The 19740-nt window shown below is 49.8% G+C and carries 15 protein-coding genes; 3 read left to right on the forward strand and 12 right to left on the reverse strand.

Going from position 1 to position 19740, the window contains the following annotated elements; all coding sequences use genetic code 11:
* Positions 1-18 precede the first annotated feature (18 nt).
* From MKQ68_RS04165 to MKQ68_RS04175, 3 genes are all read right to left on the reverse strand, one after another.
* Positions 19-876, reverse strand: a complete 858-nt coding sequence (locus MKQ68_RS04165; protein ID WP_264282206.1) for a DUF4249 domain-containing protein — start codon at positions 874-876, stop codon at positions 19-21.
* A 14-nt stretch (positions 877-890) separates the two neighbouring features.
* On the reverse strand, positions 891-3263 hold the full coding sequence (locus MKQ68_RS04170) for a TonB-dependent receptor (RefSeq protein WP_264282207.1): 2373 nt from the start codon (positions 3261-3263) through the stop codon (positions 891-893).
* A 153-nt stretch (positions 3264-3416) separates the two neighbouring features.
* Positions 3417-3626 (reverse strand): hypothetical protein, encoded by a 210-nt coding sequence (locus MKQ68_RS04175; protein WP_244841477.1) that lies wholly within the window; start codon positions 3624-3626, stop codon positions 3417-3419.
* 103 nt (positions 3627-3729) lie between these two features.
* Here MKQ68_RS04175 and MKQ68_RS04180 point away from each other — a divergent pair, with 103 nt between their 5' ends.
* Positions 3730-4713, forward strand: a complete 984-nt coding sequence (locus tag MKQ68_RS04180) for a helix-turn-helix domain-containing protein (RefSeq protein WP_264282208.1) — start codon at positions 3730-3732, stop codon at positions 4711-4713.
* A 203-nt stretch (positions 4714-4916) separates the two neighbouring features.
* On the opposite strand, the gene MKQ68_RS04185 is transcribed toward MKQ68_RS04180, so the two are convergent.
* The 8 genes from MKQ68_RS04185 to MKQ68_RS04220 all read right to left on the reverse strand — a co-directional run bounded on the left by MKQ68_RS04185 (position 4917) and on the right by MKQ68_RS04220 (position 15843).
* Entirely contained in the window at positions 4917-7115 is a 2199-nt protein-coding gene (locus tag MKQ68_RS04185; RefSeq protein ID WP_264282209.1) for a sodium-translocating pyrophosphatase, read from the reverse strand.
* 139 nt (positions 7116-7254) lie between these two features.
* Positions 7255-8784 (reverse strand): NAD(P)H-hydrate dehydratase, encoded by a 1530-nt coding sequence (locus tag MKQ68_RS04190; RefSeq protein ID WP_264282210.1) that lies wholly within the window; start codon positions 8782-8784, stop codon positions 7255-7257.
* 438 nt (positions 8785-9222) lie between these two features.
* Positions 9223-9744 carry a hypothetical protein gene (locus tag MKQ68_RS04195; RefSeq protein WP_264282211.1) on the reverse strand — a complete coding sequence of 174 codons (522 nt, stop codon included), beginning with the start codon at positions 9742-9744 and terminating at the stop codon, positions 9223-9225.
* 25 nt (positions 9745-9769) lie between these two features.
* Positions 9770-10240: a hypothetical protein gene (locus MKQ68_RS04200; RefSeq protein ID WP_244841473.1), complete on the reverse strand. Its 471-nt coding sequence runs from the start codon at positions 10238-10240 to the stop codon at positions 9770-9772.
* Positions 10241-10279: 39 nt separating this feature from the next.
* Entirely contained in the window at positions 10280-11359 is a 1080-nt protein-coding gene (gene nhaA / locus MKQ68_RS04205) for a Na+/H+ antiporter NhaA (protein WP_264282212.1), read from the reverse strand.
* A 113-nt stretch (positions 11360-11472) separates the two neighbouring features.
* A complete protein-coding gene (locus MKQ68_RS04210; RefSeq protein ID WP_264282213.1) occupies positions 11473-13500 on the reverse strand; it encodes an OstA-like protein in 2028 nt (675 codons plus the stop codon).
* A gap of 8 nt (positions 13501-13508) precedes the next feature.
* Complete coding sequence (locus MKQ68_RS04215; RefSeq protein ID WP_264282214.1) at positions 13509-14495, reverse strand: MlaD family protein; 987 nt, start codon at positions 14493-14495, stop codon at positions 13509-13511.
* Positions 14496-14598: 103 nt separating this feature from the next.
* A complete protein-coding gene (locus MKQ68_RS04220) occupies positions 14599-15843 on the reverse strand; it encodes an N-acetylmuramoyl-L-alanine amidase (protein ID WP_264282215.1) in 1245 nt (414 codons plus the stop codon).
* Between the two features lie 236 nt (positions 15844-16079).
* Here MKQ68_RS04220 and MKQ68_RS04225 point away from each other — a divergent pair, with 236 nt between their 5' ends.
* Positions 16080-18440 (forward strand): putative LPS assembly protein LptD, encoded by a 2361-nt coding sequence (locus MKQ68_RS04225; RefSeq protein ID WP_264282216.1) that lies wholly within the window; start codon positions 16080-16082, stop codon positions 18438-18440.
* Positions 18437-18817 (forward strand): hypothetical protein, encoded by a 381-nt coding sequence (locus tag MKQ68_RS04230; RefSeq protein ID WP_264282217.1) that lies wholly within the window; start codon positions 18437-18439, stop codon positions 18815-18817. The genes MKQ68_RS04225 and MKQ68_RS04230 overlap by 4 nt, the downstream gene beginning before the upstream one ends.
* A gap of 168 nt (positions 18818-18985) precedes the next feature.
* Here the strand turns inward: MKQ68_RS04230 and MKQ68_RS04235 are convergent, their stop codons facing one another.
* Positions 18986-19732 carry a lysophospholipid acyltransferase family protein gene (locus MKQ68_RS04235; RefSeq protein ID WP_264282218.1) on the reverse strand — a complete coding sequence of 249 codons (747 nt, stop codon included), beginning with the start codon at positions 19730-19732 and terminating at the stop codon, positions 18986-18988.
* Positions 19733-19740 lie beyond the last annotated feature (8 nt).

A 19740-nucleotide genomic window follows, 5' to 3' on the forward strand; every position in this document is an offset into this window, starting at 1 on the left:
TGAAGTGAGTATTTGTGATTAGTGTATTTCTTTTTCTGCGTAGCTCACACCCGACATGCCAAACCAGCCCAGTACACGGCCATTGCCGCCACTCGCGTTCTTCAGGTTGGTACCTACGTTTTCCAGTACCCGGGCGAACAGGCCGCCGTTATAGATTTGGCTTTCTACATGTGATAACCACTCATGGCTGGCCTTTGTGCAGGAAGCAATGCGAACGATCACTTTTTCTCCCTTCAAAAATGGTTTGTCGCCACGGGTAATACCTTCGCTGATGGGCGGTATAAACTTAATGCCATCCGACACATCTTCGGCAAAGCTGCCGTTAATCGGGAAGTTGTCTGTAAGCCTTGTCTCTTTGTTATTGCGGTACGAGCGCACCCAGTAATAATCGTTTCCTCCTTCCAGGTCCCGGGCGTGTAACTTTGCAAAGTAGCCTTCTTCGTTCCCAAACTCGGCTTCTTTAAACTCGTAAGTCAGCGAATCAATCACCGGTACACGTTTTACCGTGTCGATGGCTTCGTACGCCTGTCCGGCCAGCTCTACGCGCAGTTTGTAGGCGTGCCCAAGTATGCCGATGCTCACCGCAGCACCCGGATCAAAGCTGTAGTAGCCGTTTGAATAGGTGAAAGGGTACACATTGCCGCTCGTTAAATCGGTGAGGGTAACGTTGGCGGCGCTGATCACGTTGGCAGGTGCGGTGCCGGTGTAAGCGGTGGTCTCGGTAATGCGGATTTGTTGTACACCAGGCGCACTGGTAATCCAGGCATCCACAACCGGAATGGTTTTACCGGCTGGTACGTCCAGGTCAAACTTGGTTTCGCAGGCGGTGAGTAAAAAGGCGCCCGCAATCATCAGCTGGCTGAATATCTTTTTCATATGCAATGATGTCATTAGAATTTAAAGTTGTAGGTGATACCGGGAATGATGGTGCCGATGATCGACAGGCGGATGGCCTCTTTCTTCGATGCATCATCGTCGTTCTGGCGGAAGTAAACAGAGTAAGCGTTTTTACGTGCATACACGTTGTACAGCGAGAACACCCATTCTCCATGCCAGCGCTTGCGCTCTTTGCCCTGTAGTGTGTAGCTCAGGTCCAGGCGGTGAAAGTCGGGCAGACGGTAGTTGTTACGTTTCTCTGTAGTGTTATACGGAATGTCCCAGCCCTGGTACTCGAGGCGCGCATCTGCAAAGGTTGAAGGAGCACCGGATGCATACACGAAGTTGGCCGATACGCTGCTCTTCTTATTCAGTTCATGTGTCACTACTACGTTCAGGTTATGCGGACGATCATAGCGGTTCTTAAACCATTCGCCCTGGCTGATGCCCGGCGTTTTACGCTCGCTGCGGCTGAGGGTGTAGCTCACCCAACCTGTCGTTTTGCCCGCTTCTTTTTTAGCGTACAGTTCCAAACCATAAGCGCGGCCGGTAGAAGATAACAGGTCGGCTTCAATATACTTATTCAGCTCCAGGCTGGCGTTATCGATATAATCCAGCTGGTTGTCCATGTTTTTGTAGAATGCCTCGGCCGATACTTCAAACGTACCACCCGGTGCGTTGTAGAAGTAACCTAACGCAAACTGGTCAGCGATCTGCGGCTTCACGTTGTTCGACGATGGCGTCCATATGTCCAGCGGGGTAGGAGAAGCGGTGTTAGACAACTGGTGCATGTACTGGGTGGTACGTGCATACGATGCCTTGATCGCACTGGTGCTGTTCAGTTTATATTTGGCAGATACACGCGGTTCCAGGTTGTAGTAATCTTTGATCGTTTCACCTGCGCCAAAGTGTTTTTCTGACACCAACCGTCTGCGGATATTCGGTGTCGTATCATTATAGTAGTAAGCAGTACCCTCGCCCATGAAGTTAAAGCCGGATACACGCAGCCCGTACTGTATGCCAAACGCATCGCCCAGCTTCAGCTCGTGATCGAGATATACAGCGCTTTCCAGTGCATGTTTATTGTCGACTACGATGGAGCTTTTGTTTTCTCCCTCAGCGCTGATACCGGTGCCTGGTTTAAAGGTGTAATAGATGCCCTGCACACCAAAGTGTAAGGTACTGTTGCTGTTCAAATACCAGGTGAACGAAGGTTTCACGCCGTAGTTAATGATGTTGGATTTCCAGCTAAATAGTTGACTTTCTTCATTTTCTTCGTTGCTCGTAAACTTCAGGCTGTAGTCGTATTTGCTGTAGTAGGTGGAAAGGTTCATGAACAACTTGCTGTTAAACACATGGTTCCAGCGGATGGACGTAGTCGTGTTGCCCCAGTTGATATTGGCTTCTTTTCCGAAACCGAATACATCCCGGCCAAAGTAACCGCTGGCGAACAGGGTGTTTTTTGCATTCAGTTTAAAGTTCACTTTCGCAGTAAGATCGTAGAAGTATACTTTACTTTCTTTCATATCCCCTTTCAGGAAAGGTTTCATCAGTACGTCGATATAAGAGCGGCGACCGGCTACGATGAACGAAGATTTGTCTTTCTGAATAGGCGCTTCAATAGAGAGGCGGCTGAAGATGTTGCTGATGCCACCGTTCAGCTGTAGTTTCTGGTTGTTACCATCTTTCATGCGGATGTCGAGTACAGAAGCGGTACGACCACCGTATTCAGCCGGAAAACTACCTTTATAGAGATTGATGTTCTTCACTGCGTCGGGGTTAAATACGGAGAAGAAACCCATGAGGTGCGTAGAGTTATAAACAGGCGCCTCGTCCATCAGGATAAGGTTTTCGTCGCTGTTGCCGCCGCGTACGTTAAAGCCGGATGCGCCTTCGCCTACGGTGGTCACGCCTGGCAGGGTTTGGATAGCTCGTAACACATCAACTTCACCCATTAATGTCGGCAGTTTCTTCAGCTCCTGGATGTCCATTTTGGCTACGCTGGTGCTGATGGTATTGATGCTTTTCTGTTGCTCTTTACCGGTAATCACTACTTCACTCAACTGGCTGTCCGTACGTTTCATTTTTACGTCGATCGTCTTGTTGGAAGTGAGGTTGACGGTGATTTTGTTCATGGTGTAACCCATGTAGGAGTACTGTAATTCATGGGTGCCGGCGGGCAACGTCAATGAATAAAATCCATATTCGTTAGTCACGGTGCCGATGCTGGTTCCGGGTTTACCTATAGAAATGCCTATCAGGGTTTCGCCCGACTGATCGTCTTTAACATAGCCACTTACCGTGTAGCGCTGTTGCTGTGCGTTTACAAACTGTACCTGCAATAACAGCAGGGTAAAGATCGCAAGCAGAACTGCTTTCGTTTTCATTGATTCCAGGTTTAACTAATTTTCTTGTCTGAATATAGGACGTATGGAAAAACATTTCCCCCTATCGGAGGTTAAATATTTTGAAAGAAGGGAGCGGGGCCGGGGTTAATCAAGATAATTGAGTGGGGTACGATAAACGGAGCCGACGGGTCATTACTCCAACGGCGAGCAATGAAAGCCAAGCTGTTGCACGAAATCGGCGATATGGCTTTCCGGCATCGGCAGGCATTCTATACGTAATACTTTGTCACAATCTTCGAGGTCCACCGTGCAGGCAGTAGCATTAAACTTAGCGGTTAACGCCTGCAATACCTGATTTTTATCATGTGGTGAATCGATATTTGTTTTGAATATGCCAATCATGTGATATTTGTTTAGTGATTTCAGGATACTTTTGCAAAGTTGATTGCTTTCCTTTTGGGATACTTATATTTAAGGGAGTAATTTTTATATAAAACGGATTATTATGGCGATCGTCATCCGCAATACCGCCTACGATGTAATTTATGAGGACCATAAGCCTTTTATGTCCCGCCAGCCTGGGCTCCAGCTGATAGAAGAGGATATTACGGTGAACGAGTCCTTTGGAAGGGCTTCCATTAAAGATATCCAGTTCGATGGTATGACCTTCGGTTATGGCAATATCGATGTGTTGCAGGATATACATGTTGAATCCGAAGACATTCATGCGGCGGTGGCGCTATTCTATACACTTAAAGGCGATTTCGACATGTACCTTAAAACGGGGGAAAAGATGTCGCTGCCATTGTATAGCAATAACCTGATGTTCAACCCCTCCACGGCCGAAACCATTACTCTGCGTAAGATGCAGGGCATTGAAGTGATCGGGATCAATTTTGATACGGATAAGTTTGTGGAACTGGCAGCTAACAGCAGCCGGGCTATGGACCGGTATGTGAATGCCGTATTAAACCGGCAGGCGATATTCCAGAAGCGTCCCGGAAGATTGACGCCGCAAATGTTACAGGTCATCCAGGAGATCAAACACTGCCGGTTTACAGGTGGTACCAAAAAGCTGTTCCTGCAATCTAAAGGGATTGAGTTGCTTGCCCTGCAAAGTGAGCAGATGGAACAGGCGGCGGGCCGCGATGTAAAGACGAGTAAACTGACTGCTGCCGACCGTGACCGCATCCAGTATGCGCGCCAGGTGTTGTTGCAGCATGCCCAAAACCCCTTATCGCTGTACGAATTGGCGAAGGCGGCAGGCATTAACGAGTTCAAACTAAAAACAGGATTTAAAGAGATGTTCGATAACACGGTGTTCGGCTACCTGAACGACCATCGTTTAACACAGGCCCAGCAAATGCTCCGGCAGGATGTATCGCTCAGCCACATTGCCGACGAGCTGGGATATTCGTCACTGCAGCACTTCAGCCAGGCGTTCCGTAAGAAGTTTGGCTTAAGTCCTATGCAGATGCGCAAAGCCTAGCGCAGTAGGGCTTACTTCAGTGAAGCGTATGAAGGTAAAATGGTCATCACGTTTGCTTTCTCCGGGCATATTTGCAGGCACAGGCTCCCGACCTGATCGAAAGCCCGTCGAATGGCGCTCCCTCTAAAGATATTCAAACATAAGGCTCACGTGTAAGCCGAAAATTAACTAAAAAAGCCCCCGAACTTCGGGGGCTTTTTTAGTTATTTAGCAGAGCGCACCTGCGCTACCTGTTCTGTCGGAGCTTTCTTTTTAGCCGATGATTTATGATCTGAATTACCATGTAATCCCGCCAGGGTAGGCGCAATTACCAGCGATACGATCGACATCAGTTTGATGAGGATGTTCATCGAAGGACCAGAAGTATCTTTAAACGGATCACCTACTGTATCGCCTGTTACAGACGCCTTGTGTGGTTCCGATTTTTTGTAGTATACTTCTCCATTGATCTCTACACCCTTTTCGAACGACTTTTTCGCGTTATCCCAGGCGCCACCGGCGTTGTTCTGGAACATACCCATTAACACACCCGAAACCGTAGCACCGGCCAGGAAACCGCCCAATACTTCCGGACCGAGCAGGAAACCGATAATAATAGGGGACAGGATCGCAATGGCACCGGGCACCATCATTTTACGGATAGAAGCCTCAGTAGATATTGCCACACACTTGTCGTACTCAGGTTTGCCTGTACCTTCCATAATGCCTGGAATAGTGCGGAACTGGCGGCGTACTTCCTCCACCATGGCCATCGCTGCTTCACCTACTGCACGAATGGCGAGGGAGGAGAAGATGAACGGGATCATACCGCCGATAAAGAGGCCTGCCAGTACATCTGCTTTATAAATGTTGATACCGTCCATATCGTAACCATTCGCGCCAACTACGCCTACGTACGCTGCAAACAGCGCCAGCGCCGTCAGTGCTGCAGAAGCGATCGCGAAACCTTTACCCGTGGCCGCCGTGGTGTTGCCTACTGCATCCAGGATGTCAGTTTTCTCACGTACGTCTTTAGGCAGCTCGCTCATTTCGGCAATGCCTCCTGCGTTATCCGCAATTGGTCCGAACGCGTCGATTGCCAGCTGCATGGCTGTTGTGGCCATCATACCTGCGGCAGCAATCGCCACGCCGTACAGGCCTGCAAAGGCGTAAGAACCATAAATACCACCTGCCAGTACAATGGTAGGTAACAGGGTCGATTCCATGCCTACTGCAAGACCACCAATGATATTGGTCGCGTGCCCGGTGGCAGACTGGCGGATGATGCTCATCACCGGGCGTTTGCCCATCGCTGTATAATATTCAGTAATGATACTCATAAGTGTACCCACGATAAGGCCCACGATGATCGCGCCGAATACGCCACCTTTTGTGAACTCGTAGCCGCGCAGCACCAATGTTTCAGGCAGTATCCAGTTTACCAGAAACCAGGCCACCACGGCGGTGAGTACGATAGAGCCCCAGTTACCGAGGTTCAATGCTTTTTGTACAGCCGCTGTGCTTAAACCTGCGTTCTCGCTGATGCGTACGAAAAAGGTACCGATGATGGACAATACGATACCAATACCCGCGATGAGCATAGGCAGTAACACAGGAGCGAGGCCACCGAAGTTATCGTTGGCGCTCACGGTTTCCACACCTAATACCATCGTTGCTAATACGGTAGCCACGTACGATCCGAACAGGTCGGCACCCATACCGGCTACGTCGCCTACGTTATCGCCTACGTTATCGGCAATGGTGGCGGGGTTACGCGGATCATCCTCCGGGATGCCCGCTTCTACCTTACCTACCAGGTCCGCACCTACGTCGGCTGCTTTGGTATAAATACCGCCTCCCACACGGGCGAACAGCGCAATGCTTTCCGCACCCAGTGAGAAACCGGTGAGTACTTCAATGGTTTTGATCATTTCATCTGTACCTGCTTCGGCACCAAAGTAGGCCTTAAGTACGATGAACAGTCCGCCCAAACCCAGTACGGCCAGTCCCGCTACGCCCATGCCCATCACAGAGCCGCCCGTAAACGATACTTTCAGTGCTTTGGACAGGCTGGTACGCGCCGCCTGTGCGGTACGTACATTCGCTTTGGTCGCGATGCGCATCCCGATAAACCCTGCCAGCGCCGAAAAGATAGCGCCAATCACAAACGCAACGGCGATGGTCCAGTCCGAGTTTTCGTGGCTGGCACCCATATACCCCAGCAGCAAGGCTGCAATAATCACGAAGTAAGTGAGGATCTTGTATTCAGCTTTCAGAAAGGCCATGGCGCCTTCGGCAATGTGCCGGGCTATCTCAGTCATTTTTTCATTTCCGGCGTCCTGGCGGCTTACCCAGGCGCTTTGTACCGCGGTAAATAACAGTGCAATCAGTCCAAATAGTGGAATCAGGTAGACAATACTCATTTTGGTTCTTTTATTAAAAATTAGGGTATCGACTAAAAATAATGTATTAAAATTATTTTTACTAGTGAACGAATATATTGATTTTAAATGGGATTTTCTGCCTGATTTGCAAGGCTTTGTAGAGGGGTATATAAACGTCTTAAATACGCTTATCTGGGCTTAAACGGATAAATACCTGTCCGAGGCTGTCTATGATGTCTTCCGGCAACAGGGCTTCTTCAGACAAACGGGCCGCTGCCTGGTCGCCGGCCGAACCGTGCAGCCAGACCCCGAAAACTATAGCCGCCTTGGGGCTGTAACCCTGTGCCAGCAAAGAGGTCAGGATGCCCGTCAGCACATCGCCGCTACCACCCGTGGCCATACCGGGGTTGCCGGTCGTATTGAAATAGACAGCCCCGTCCGGACAGGCGATCGCGGTATAGCGCCCTTTGAGCAGGATGTACAACTGTAATTCCACCGCCTTTTTACCTAATAATGACAGCCGTTCGAAGTCATCGCTCGTAGCACCGAACAGCCGCTCGAACTCTTTCGGATGTGGCGTTAGCAGGGAGTTTTTAGGCACCTTTTGCAGTAACGCCGGGTAAGTGCCTATGATATTCAGCGCGTCCGCATCCAGCACCATGGGTGCTTTTACGGCTTCGAGCAGCCGCTCCAGGGAGCGGGCAGTGGCGGTTTCGGTACCTATACCGGGGCCAACGCCAATGCATTTGTACGCGGGGTTTAATCCCTCGTGAAAGTGAATGCTGTATTGCTCCTCCACTTCCGCCACACACATAGCTGCCGGCACGGTGCTCTGGATGATCTCATACCCGCAACGTGGCACGTGCAGTGTGAGCAGCCCTACACCTGCACGCAAACAGGCTTTTGCAGCCAGTACTGCCGCCCCCATCTTCCCGAAACTGCCTGCAATGAGTAACGCATGCCCGAATGTTCCTTTATGTGAAAACGGCTTGCGTGGCTGGTAAATGGTGCGTATCGTCTGCTCGTCGATGATGTGGTAAGGCGTTGTGGTTTGCGCGATATAGGTGGGGTGCAGACCGATGGGTAAAATGTGCAACTCGCCCACCCGTTCTGCGTTCTCTGGTAGCAGGAAGGCCAGTTTGTAAAACTCAAAACTGAGTGTATAACGCGCATGCACACACGGTGCATGTAAGGAGCTGCCATCGGCCATGACGCCCGAAGGCATGTCGATCGCCACAATAGTATGTCGGTCCTTTAGTTCGCTGATGCTGTGCAGGATGCCCGCCACCCAGCCATCCACCGGCCGTGATAGCCCCGTACCGAATATAGCGTCGATCACCAGTGCGCCGGGTGCTAATGTGGGAAAGTCATGCCGGGCATGGATGTGATGTAGCAGGTGGGGATGTTCTTTTTCGAGCAACGTGTAGTTAGCGGCACGGTCGGCCGATGTTTTATCGCTGTTGTGCACGACATATACTTCCACATTGTACCCCCGCAACAATAGCAGCCGTGCGATCACGAGTCCATCGCCGCCGTTGTTGCCTTTGCCGCAGAAGATGTACAGCGGCGTATCGGCCATAAATCTTGCCCGCAGCCAGCCTGCACAGGCAGCGGCGGCCCGCTCCATCAGCATCGCGCTGCTCACAGGTTCGTGCGCAATGGTGTAGGCATCTGCCTCGCGTATTTGTGCGGCGGAAAAGATTTTCATGGAAATGAATTTAGCCAATTCCAGCAAATATGATGCAAAGCGGTGGTAACTGGTAATATCCTACCAACATCCTCCGTAGATCCTTGCTGCTTCTTAGGTTCATCCTAGGCTCAACCTTCGTTCAACCTTCGTTCAACCTACGTTCATGTGCCTAGGATGAACCTAAGATGAACGTAACTTAAACCTAAGATGAACCTAGGCAGTAGCAAGGATGCAGCATGGATGCAGCTTCTCAGTCATAAGGTTGCTTGTATGATGGGTTAGGGACGTTTAAATTTGAAATAGATGGGTGGTGTTATTTTAACAGTTTCCGGGAGGAGGAGGGTGTTGTGGCTGAAGTGAGTGACACAACGGGGGCTGAAGAGGGGAGAGAAAGATGGTTAACAAAAAAAATCCCGGCCATGCTGACCGGGATGAAAGATATAATCGGAACGACGACTATTTGAAGGTGTAGCGAACGGACATGCCGCCGATTTGCCTGCCGAAGAAGTCGTTGTCGCCATTAAAATGGAAGTAAGGTTTGAGGTCGGCGCTCAGGTTCAGCGGGATCTTGGAGAAGGTATACTCCAGGCCGAAGATGCCGTCCAGACCGGGCATTGCATCAGAACCATCGTTGTGCCAGCGGCCGTTATCGTAGTAGCGGCGTTCCCATATCGCGAGGTGCGCACCACCGCCTGCATACATGTTAAATTCAGAAACACCGAAAACGTTCCAGTGGTATTCGTAAAGTCCGGTAATGGTTACGTTGTTAATGTTGTCGCCACCGTTGAAATAGTGATGTACAATGCCTTCCAGCGCATGCGGACCTTTCAGGAAACCTTTAGCGGTGAAGCCTACGATCCACGGGTTAAATCTAACACCCAGGCCTACTTTGTAATCTGCGGGATTACTCATTCTCTGCGCATTTGCTCCGAGTGACAGCGCTGCAAGCATGCCACAGAGTAACACGATTTTTTTCATAATACTTGTTATTGGTTAGAAAAACTTAATCTCTCTTTTTGCCGCCGAACCGGTATCGTGCGGAAAGGCCAAAGTCCGCAAGTTCGGAGGAGGTGGTGAAGTGAATCGCGGGTTTCCAGTCGAGACTGATGTTTAGCGGAATAGTGGGGAAGTTATAATTCGCTCCTGCAATTCCGTCGATACCCGCGAGAAACTTGTTGCGCCCGTCAATTTGCCTGTTACCCAGGTGAGCGCCGCCCCCGGCATACCAGCCAAAACCTTCTGTAGTAAGTGCGGAAAGATCGAAGTGGAACTCGCCTAAAGCAGTAAGGGAAACCGTGCGGTTATAAAGCCCTACGATCGCTTCTGCTGCAAACTTATCGCTGATATAGTACCTGGCCGTTGGTCCTAATGGCAAACCTATTCTCACACCTGCTTCCAACTGACCTGCTGATTGTCCCTTCGCTTTAATTGCCAAACTACTGATGATTGCTACCAGTATGATGCGATACTTCATGGAGGAGGAATTTACAATAACAATGCCAAACAGGATTGTTTAGCTCCTTATGAAACGCAAATAAGCAAATCCAAGTATGCCGGAGATGAGAGAAGCGGCAATTACAGAAATGATAGCGATAACTTGTATGTGCTGATGACTGGCATCAAGATAAGCAAGAGAGGCGATGAAGATCGACATGGTGAAGCCAATACCGGCCACCATGCCTACGCCCAGCAATTGCGACCACCTGGTACCAGCGGGCAATGCAGCCAGTTTTAGTTTCGTGGCTAAAAAAGAAAAGCCAAATATGCCGAGCGGTTTGCCGATCACTAACCCGGCGATAATGCCGTAACTCACCGTGCTTGTAAGCGCCTGTTGTATGTTCGCCGGAAATATGATTGCCGTATTTGCCAGTGCGAATAGTGGCATGATGAGGAAGTTGACAGGCATGTGCAGCTTATGTTCCAGGCTGCTCACTTTATCGAGCGGGATGCAGAAGGCGAGCAGCACACCTGCGATCGTTGCATGAATGCCTGAATTGAAGATGCAGTACCATAATGCGATGCCCGGTATCAAATACCACCATAAGCCTTTAACACCAAGTCGGTTGAACAGGGCGAGCATTAACAGGATGCCGCCGCCGGCTAACAGGTAATTGATGCTGAGGTGATCGGTGTAAAATACGGCGATTACCAGTATGGCACCAAGATCGTCGATGATGGCGAGGGCTGTAAGAAATATCTTGAGCGGGAGAGGAACGCGGCTGCCTAAAAGGGATAGTACGCCTAATGAAAACGCAATATCGGTCGCCATAGGAATGCCCCAGCCATGCAGGTATTCGCTGCTGTGGTTAAAGCTGTAAAAGATAAGTGCGGGCACCAGCATGCCTCCTAACGCAGCCAATACGGGTAATAAAGATTTTTTTACAGAGGATAACTCACCGATCGTGAGTTCGCGTTTGATTTCCATCCCTACGAGAAAGAAGAACAGCACCATCAGCACGTCGTTGATCCATAACAGGGGAGAATTGGGAAGATGTAAGCCCGCTGCATTAAAATGATGTTCGCCATGCGGATCAAAAAGGTGATTCCAACCCGCTGTGTAAGATGCGCCTGCGCCGCTGTTAGCGATCAGCATGGATACTAAAGTACAGGCGATGAGGATGATACCGATCGACCGACTGTCAGGAACGCCAATATGGGAGAAAGCAGTTTTTTTTTCAGCACAGATGCGGCCATTCTCTAAGACATTTAGTTACCAATAAGCGAGTACCTGGATTTAGGCCTGCGGTTACCTTCCCATTTGAAGTTGGATAAAGTGCGCTGATCGATCGGGAATTGCGTAAACGGATAAATGCCGCCTTCGTGGTCCTTGATGTTCACGATGTATTCCAGTTCGCCATCCACGAAGTGCATGTCGATAATCGCGCAGGTAGAGCGTTGTACGTTGGTAAATGCGCTGTCCTGGTCCTGCTGGAACACGATGCTTTCGGCATTGCCGTAAATGCGCATGTAATACAACTTGCTTTCCCTGAAATACCCGGTGATGGTGTTGCCTTTGATCTGGTTATAGAAGCCGGGCGTTACTTCGCTGGCGAGCAGGCCGGATTGGTCGAGCAGCATCCTGTCGGCCTTTTTATCCTTCGTAAACAGGTATACCGTGTCGCCGGACATCTGCAGTTCCTTTACCCAGATCACGGGTTCTTTGAACATGCGGAATACGGAGTCCACGCTGCTGTAATACGCGCTGTCGCATACGGCCTGTAAAGAGTCGGAGAAGATGCGTACGTTATGATAAGCTTTGATGTATCGCTTTTCAGTAGTGTCTTTAGGCGTGGCGGCCGAGTCGGAGGGAAGCGAATCTGTTTTGAAAGTGATCGCCCCTGGCATGTCCATCGTGCGTTTCAGCGGCAGCGAATCGCGTTGCGGGCGCATTGCCGTAACTTTTGGCAACGAGTCTTTTCGCACAGCTATTGTTGCATCCACCCGTTGCCGGATGGAATCCCTGGCGGCATCTATCTGTTTGGGGATAGCATCACTGGCTGCCGCTATTTGTTTGGGTATGGAATCTCTCGCGGCGTCTATCCGTTTGGCGACGGAATCCATGCCCGCATTCACCCGTCGCGGGATGGAATCCCTGCCTGCTATGGCTGCATCCGCACGTTGGCGGAAGGCGTTAGGTACGGAGTCGATTGCTGCATCTGCCCGGTCGCGGAAGGCATCCGCAGCGGAGTCGGTTGACTGTACCAGCGAGTCTGCCTCCATATCCGGCGCATGTACGCTGAGTAGTGAGTCCTTCGGAAATACCTTCGCTGTATCCGGCAAAATTACGCCGGAGAACATGGTGTCGCCAGTCATGAAGAGTGAATCTTTCTCACTATAAGTGATGGCTACCGGCCTTTGGGTAGCTAGTACGGAGCGGTCGGTCTGGTTTACCTGGCCGTAGTTGCCCAGCAAAATGATCTTGTTCACCGTGTCGCGCCACACCATGTTACCGATGGCGATTGCTACACCGTTCATTTTATCGACGTTGATGCGATCAGCGGTGAAGTCGCCTGTGCTGTCGGTGATGAGCGGCCTGCCTTCAAAGTCGCCTTGCCCTGTATTTGTATTGTAGTAGCCGGAGGTCACGTAGGTAATACGTTTCCCATCGTTGATGGTGGTAGGGGCTACGATGGTGGCTATTTTAGTTTCGGTATTGTATAACAGCGTATCGGTGGAAAGTGTGTAATCGGGATTTACGAGAACTACATTCCCCCGGAAATAAACGTCCCTGGGCTCTGTATAATAAAAAGCTTCGCGGCTGGTAAGCGTCGAGCCCTCGTTCACCAGCTTACCACCGTTAATGTAGCTGCCTATCTTGGCATTCATGTCATAGATCATTTCGGGGCTGGTAATGACTACCCCGCCCTGCACCAGTCTGGCGTTGCCTCTGAGCGTTGCTATCTTGGTATTACCATCGAAATTTACAATATCGGAGTAAGTATGTACACTGTCATTGTTGTTGATATGTACATGACCATATGCGTCTATCTTGTTTTCGTTATTGCTACGGATGGCGCTGTCGGCATAAAGGAGCGTAGTACCATGCGAAAACTCTGCCTGTATAATTTTTCCGTTTACGGTATCGCTGTACACCCGGGTCAGACCTTCTCTCACCAGCACGTTCAATCTGCCGGAGCGTACGAGGTTGATGGTATCCTGGGCGTTGGCATAGAGATGACCGGCCATTCCTATCAACGTAATAAGAATAAACCTGTATAGAAAACGGATGTGCATAGTGTTGTTTATTGTGCCGTATCAGAAGGGATCGCCTTCACCTTGTCTTTTTTGCCGAAGAGCGAGAAGTGCACATACCTTTTCGGGTTATAGCGCAGATCTTCCAGCAGTTTATTCAGGCTGGCCAGGGTAGACTGAAGGTTGTTATATACTTTTTTATCGTTCAGGAGCAGGCCGGCGGTGCCGTCGGTCGTGTTCAGCTTCGCAATAGTGGTATTGAGGCTGGATGACATTTCCTGCAGGGATTTAAGTGTTTGTTCCAGTTCGCCGTTCGCCAGGGTGCCCATAGTTTTGTCGGCATTATCGAGGATACCTGCGATTTTTTCGTTGTTAGCTTTCAGGTTAGCCGTAACAGCTTCCAGGTTTTTGAAAGTACCGTTTACAGAGCCATTCCTGTCCAGCATACCGGTAAGTGAATTGGTAGCGGTAGATAAATGTCCCATGGTGCCATTCAGGTGGTTGATGGCAGAACGCAGGTTGCTTTTGGCCGTGGTGTCAAATACAGAGTTTACGGTCATCAGCAGGGAGTCTACCTGTCCGAGAGTACCTTCCAGTTTGGATACCAGTGGGTTGAGCTGCTCTTTCAGGGCATCGGTGATGGAACCATCTACCGCTGCATAGATCGTGTCGCCGTTACCGAGATAGTCGGTGGCATCGCCGAAGTCAAGTTCCACTTTTTTGGTGCCCAGCAGTTCGCTGCTGATGCGGGCCACGGAGTTTCGTGGTATTTCTATGTCTTTTGAAATGGAAAGCGTTACGAGGATGCGGCCGGCGTGTTTGTCCATTACCTTGAGGTCGGTCACATTACCTACAATGAGGCCGTTTACCTGTACGCTGTTAGATGGCTGCAAGCCGTTTACTTGTGTGTAAACAGCATAAATCTCTTTCTTTGAGGAAAACAGGCTGTTGCCCTTCAGGAAGTTAAATCCCAGGACCAATAAAGCAATTCCTGCGGCAGACAGTATGCCTACTTTAGTTTCGTTAGATATTTTCATCCAGTTTTATTGTGTATATGGTTTTGCCAGTCAGCAAAAATAACAAAATACAAAAGTGAGCAGTTGCAGGAAGGTATTATGCGGGTAAAGATAGGATATTATCTTACATGAGCGAATTAACCCTTACTCCATTTTTATAGGGTACCAGGAATGCATCCGGGAAACCCTGCTTCTGCGCTTTGTACATCGCCGCATGGGCTTCGGCTTCCGAACGGAAGGGGCCCATGAGGTATTTGTATTTTTTCTTTCTGTCTATCAAAACCTGTTCCCTTTCTATTTTGCTGGACCCAAGTTTCTTAAAGATGGATGAACTTTCCGTATATACTTTATCGGTAATGCAAAGCTGAACCCTGTATTCCTCGCCGGTTACAGGCACTGGCGGGAGGGGTTGCTCGTTCCGCACGCTGGCAGGTGTACCCTGTACCGGTTTTTCCACAGGAGCGGGCGCCGGGGCCGGGGTGTTGTCTGAAGCATCGGTGTTTTCACCATACTTTTCCAGGTGATCTTTATAACGTTTGGTGGCTTTGAAGATAGACATGGCCGTTTCGTTCTGGCCGGCAGCGGAGTTGAGGTATTCTTCTTCCTCAGGATTACTGATAAACCCAAGTTCGATCAGCACACTCGGCATGGCTGTGGCCTGCAGTACCCAAATCCCTTTTTCATTACGCTGACGGGCGCCACGGTTAATACGACCTACCTGTTCAAACTCATCCTGCACGAAGTTAGACAGGCGAACGCTGTTTTCGAAAAACACGTTTTGCATCGTATTACGCATAATCATGGTCGCCGGGTCATTGGCACCTATCATCTGTTTGCTTTCTTCGGAATTAGCATCCAGTACGATTACCGAGTTGCTGCGAAGTGATTCGCTCTTGGCCTCGTTTCTGTCGGTTGCCCAAATGTAAGTTTCGGTGCCCTTTGCAGCGCTGGGCACATTCTTATAGATAGGAATTTTCTTTTTGCCTTTGCCTTTACGGTACCCCACCACTTTACGGCCATAAGCCGCATTACAGTGGATAGATATGAACAGGTCGCCGGAAGCATCGTTGGCGATACGTGCTTTCTCCCTCGGATCGTCGAAACGGTCCGTTTTGCGCGTATACACTACTTTTACATCGGGCATTTTTTCTTCGATCAGTTTACCCAGCTTAAGGGCAACGGCCAGGGATATTTCTTTCTCGGTGGAAAAGGTACCTTTTGCACCACTGTCATGACCACCATGGCCAGCATCAATCACAATCACCTTAATCGGCTTGTCCTGCTGCAGGGGAGCCACTTTAGCCCTTATGAATAAAATCGAAACTAACGCAATACCCAGTCCTGTTGTCAACGGTCTTGTCCAACGCATGTTGCTTATCTATTTTGTTTTAATGGGTTAGTTTATCTTAAAATATTTGTAAAGTTTTCTATCTTCTCGCAATGATAGTGCCTGTTTACATGGCTTTTCACACAATCGTGTAGGCCTGTCCCGGGAACCATCATGTCGTAATTTGTATAAAAACTTGTAGGTTTGTGCCCGCTTGACACATGTACCCTTTCTGCAAAAATAGTTATAAAAAGTTTTTCAGGCAGTCGCAATTGCCTTTGATAGCAGTTTTGTTGCTGTCATCGCCTGTCATATTAGACGGTATTGCCCGTGCGTCCGGTGCGGCGCTTCCCTCTTTTAACAAAAAATTAGCACAGCAAACCCTGCCGGGACTGGATACGGTGCCCGATACTGTACCCAATCAAAAAAGTCCTTTACAGGATTCGCTGATACGCCAGCGTATTAAAATGGCGCAGGCGGATAGCGCGGCTATTGTCGACAGCATCCCGTCGATCGACTCCCTCGGCCCCCGCCCGAACGACACGCTGAACCTGGCCAAGATCTCCAACGACTCCCTGGAGGCCCCGATCTTCTTTAAGGTAAAGGACTCCTCTGTAACGTATATTAAGCGGAAGGAAGTATACATGTACGGCTCCGCCGATGTAAAATATAAAGAGATTGCCGTTACGGGCGACCGTATGCAGATCGATCAGGAAAGGGGATTGCTGAAAGTGACGCCTTCTATTGACTCCGCCGGTAAAAAGACAGGCCTTCCCGTATTCAGCGACGGCTCCCAAACCACTGACCAGGATAGCATCGTTTACAGCATTACTTCTCAGAAAGCATTGATCTACAATACCCGCGCGCAATATGGCGAGGGCTACATCGTGAGCCAGAAGGTGAAAAAGGCGCCCGATAATACGGTGTTCGGCTTTAAGAATGGATATACTACCTGTAACCTCGATACGCCGCACTTCGCCTTTCGCGCCCGTAAAATCAAGGTGATTCCCAACAAACTGATCATATCCGGTCCGGCTAACCTGGAGATCCAGGGGATTCCGACACCATTATATATTCCTTTTGCCATTTTCCCGATTACAAGTGGACAGCGCTCAGGTATCCTGGTGCCGCAGTACACGGTGAACCAGCAAAAGGGGATAGGCCTGGAAAATGGCGGTTATTATATTGGTTTGGGTGAATACCTCGACCTTACCGTGCGAGGCAACGTGTATTCTTACGGTAGCTGGGGTACTACTTTTAGTCCCACCTACCGGAAACGGTACCGCTATAACGGGGGGCTGAACATCTCCCTGGCCAACACCCGCTTCGGCGACCCGGAAGTGAAAGAGGATTTTTCCGTATCGCGCGACTTTAACGTCACCTGGAACCATAGTATGGACAGTAAAGCGCGGCCGGGAACGAACTTTAGCGCGAACGTACACTTTGGTACATCTAACTATAACTCTTACAACGTAACAGATTATCAAACCAGGCTGAATAACATCCTCACCTCGTCTATCGCCTACAGCAAAAGCTGGCAGGGTAAGCCTTACAACCTGACGCTTTCCCTCAACCACTCGCAGAATAACGCCACGCGCGATGTAACGATCACTGCGCCGGAGGCGGCATTCACCGTGAATACGATATATCCTTTCCAGCGCGACGGTGGTTCGGGCATGGGCAAATGGTACGAGAAGATCGGTATCAGCTACACCGGTAACCTTCGCAATACCACGACCTTTAAAGACAGCACTTTCGGCAAGCCCGCCATGTGGGAACGCCTGCAAACGGGCATGCAACACCAGATACCGCTCAGCTTTTCCATCCCCCTGGGTAAAAACTTTACCCTGTCGCCCAGTGTAAGTTATTCGGAGAAGTGGTACACAAAACGGTTGAACCGTACCTGGAACGAAGACGAGTATAAGATAGATACTGTATATGAAAACGGTTTCTATTCCATGCGCGAGGTGAGCACGGGTATGTCTGTCGCCACGGCATTGTATGGTATGTACACCTTCAAAAAAGGGTCTAAGGTAGATGCGATCCGTCACGTGATACGGCCGACGGCGAGCATTAGCTACAAACCTGATCTGGCTGAACAATTTTATTATAACCTGCGATATGATACCGGCATGAACGCCATCCAGCGCGTGTCTTACTTCGATGGCTCCGTGTTTGGTCCACCCTCCGCGGGTACCTTTGGTGGTGTTAGCTTTAGCATCGATAACAACCTGGAGATGCGGATGAAGTCCAAGAAAGACAGTACCGGGTTCAAGAAGGTGAAGCTGCTCGACGGTTTCGGTATCAATGGTAGTTACAACCTGGTAGCCGATTCGTTTAACCTGTCGACGTTCAGCATTTACGCCCGTACCAACCTGTTCGATAAAGTGAACATCTCCGCCAACGGTACTATCGATCCTTACCAGCTTGACTCCATCGGCCGGCGGTTGGATAAGTACGCCTGGCAGGGGATGGGCACGACCAAACTGGGACGATTAACCAGTATGAACGTGGCCATCAGTACCTCGTTCCAATCGCAGGACAAAAAGAGTAAAGAAAAAGAGCAGCAGAAAGATAACATCATCGAGAACGAAACCACCGTGCCCAGCTGGAAGCGCAGCGCCGCCAACTGGAAATGACCCGTGCGAACCCGGGTGAGTATGTGGATTTCGATATTCCGTGGCGTATTGATCTTTCGTACAGCTTAAACTTCTCGAAGACCCGTACTGCCGATTACAGGCGCGATACCACCGTATTTACCCAGTACCTCAGCTTCAACGGCGACTTTAGCCTTACGCCCAACTGGAAGATTGGTATGAGCAGCGGTTACGACTTCCGTTTGAACCAGATCTCGTATACCACCATGTACGTATCGCGCGATCTGCACTGTTGGCAGATGTCGATCAATCTGGTGCCATTCGGTTCCTACCGATCTTTCAGCATCACCATCAGCCCGAAAGCCGGTATTCTGCGTGATTTGCGGGTGAACAGGACGCGGCAGTTCTATGATTTGTAGCGGATAGCATGTTATTTAAGGAGGGCCGTTGCGGGAGCAGCGGCTTTTTTTATGACCCGGATTGGATTAGGATCGATGACCCACTGCTTAGAAGGCAGTAGATCTGTAACTCCGTTCAGATGCAGATCCAAAGTGAAGACCTGAGGTTCGAAGCGGATTCGAACCACGTCAGGAATGTTCGCAATAATACTTCCACATCAAAGTAAACACTTTTTCCTTTAACGTCGGCAAATCCTGCCGCGTTAACCCTTCTGTCGGAATAGGCGGCAGGAAGTGAAACTCGATGGGATGTGGCCAGGCCCAAAATGAAGTGCCGGCAGCGGGCAGTATTTTACGCGTGTTGAACAGCAGCGCCGGGATCATTGGCTTTTGCGTATCGATAGCCAGCGCAAAGGCGCCATCATAAAAGCTTTTTATCGGAAAGTCCGTTTTATTACGCGTGCCTTCGGGGTATAACAATACATGCATGCCTTTGGCGAGGGCCTCTTTCATTTGCACCACGCTGTTTTTACGGCTTTGCTCGTCTTTACGGTCCACCATGATACCAGGAATGCGGTACATGATCCCGAATAGGGGAATCTTACCCATTTCCGCCTTAGCGAGCGTTTTGCTCACCCCAGGAATAGCAGAAGTGGTGACAGGTACATCTATCATTGAATTGTGATTGCACACCACTACATAGGATTCGCTTTTTTTGAAGTAATGCACCCCTTTGCGTTTTACCGGGCAGCCGATTAACGGCATATAGAAAAACATCCAAACGCGGCCCATCTGCTGGAATAAGCGTGTGCCCGCCGGGTCTTTCAGCCGCGAGGCCACCAGCACGATAGGGAACACAATAAGCATGGTGAGTACGAACAGGAGTAGTCCGTACACCGCATATATACGCCCCAAAACATTGCGGAACCAATTCATGCAACAAT

Origin of the sequence: Chitinophaga horti (assembly GCF_022867795.2) — a bacterium.
Lineage (GTDB): Bacteria > Bacteroidota > Bacteroidia > Chitinophagales > Chitinophagaceae > Chitinophaga > Chitinophaga horti.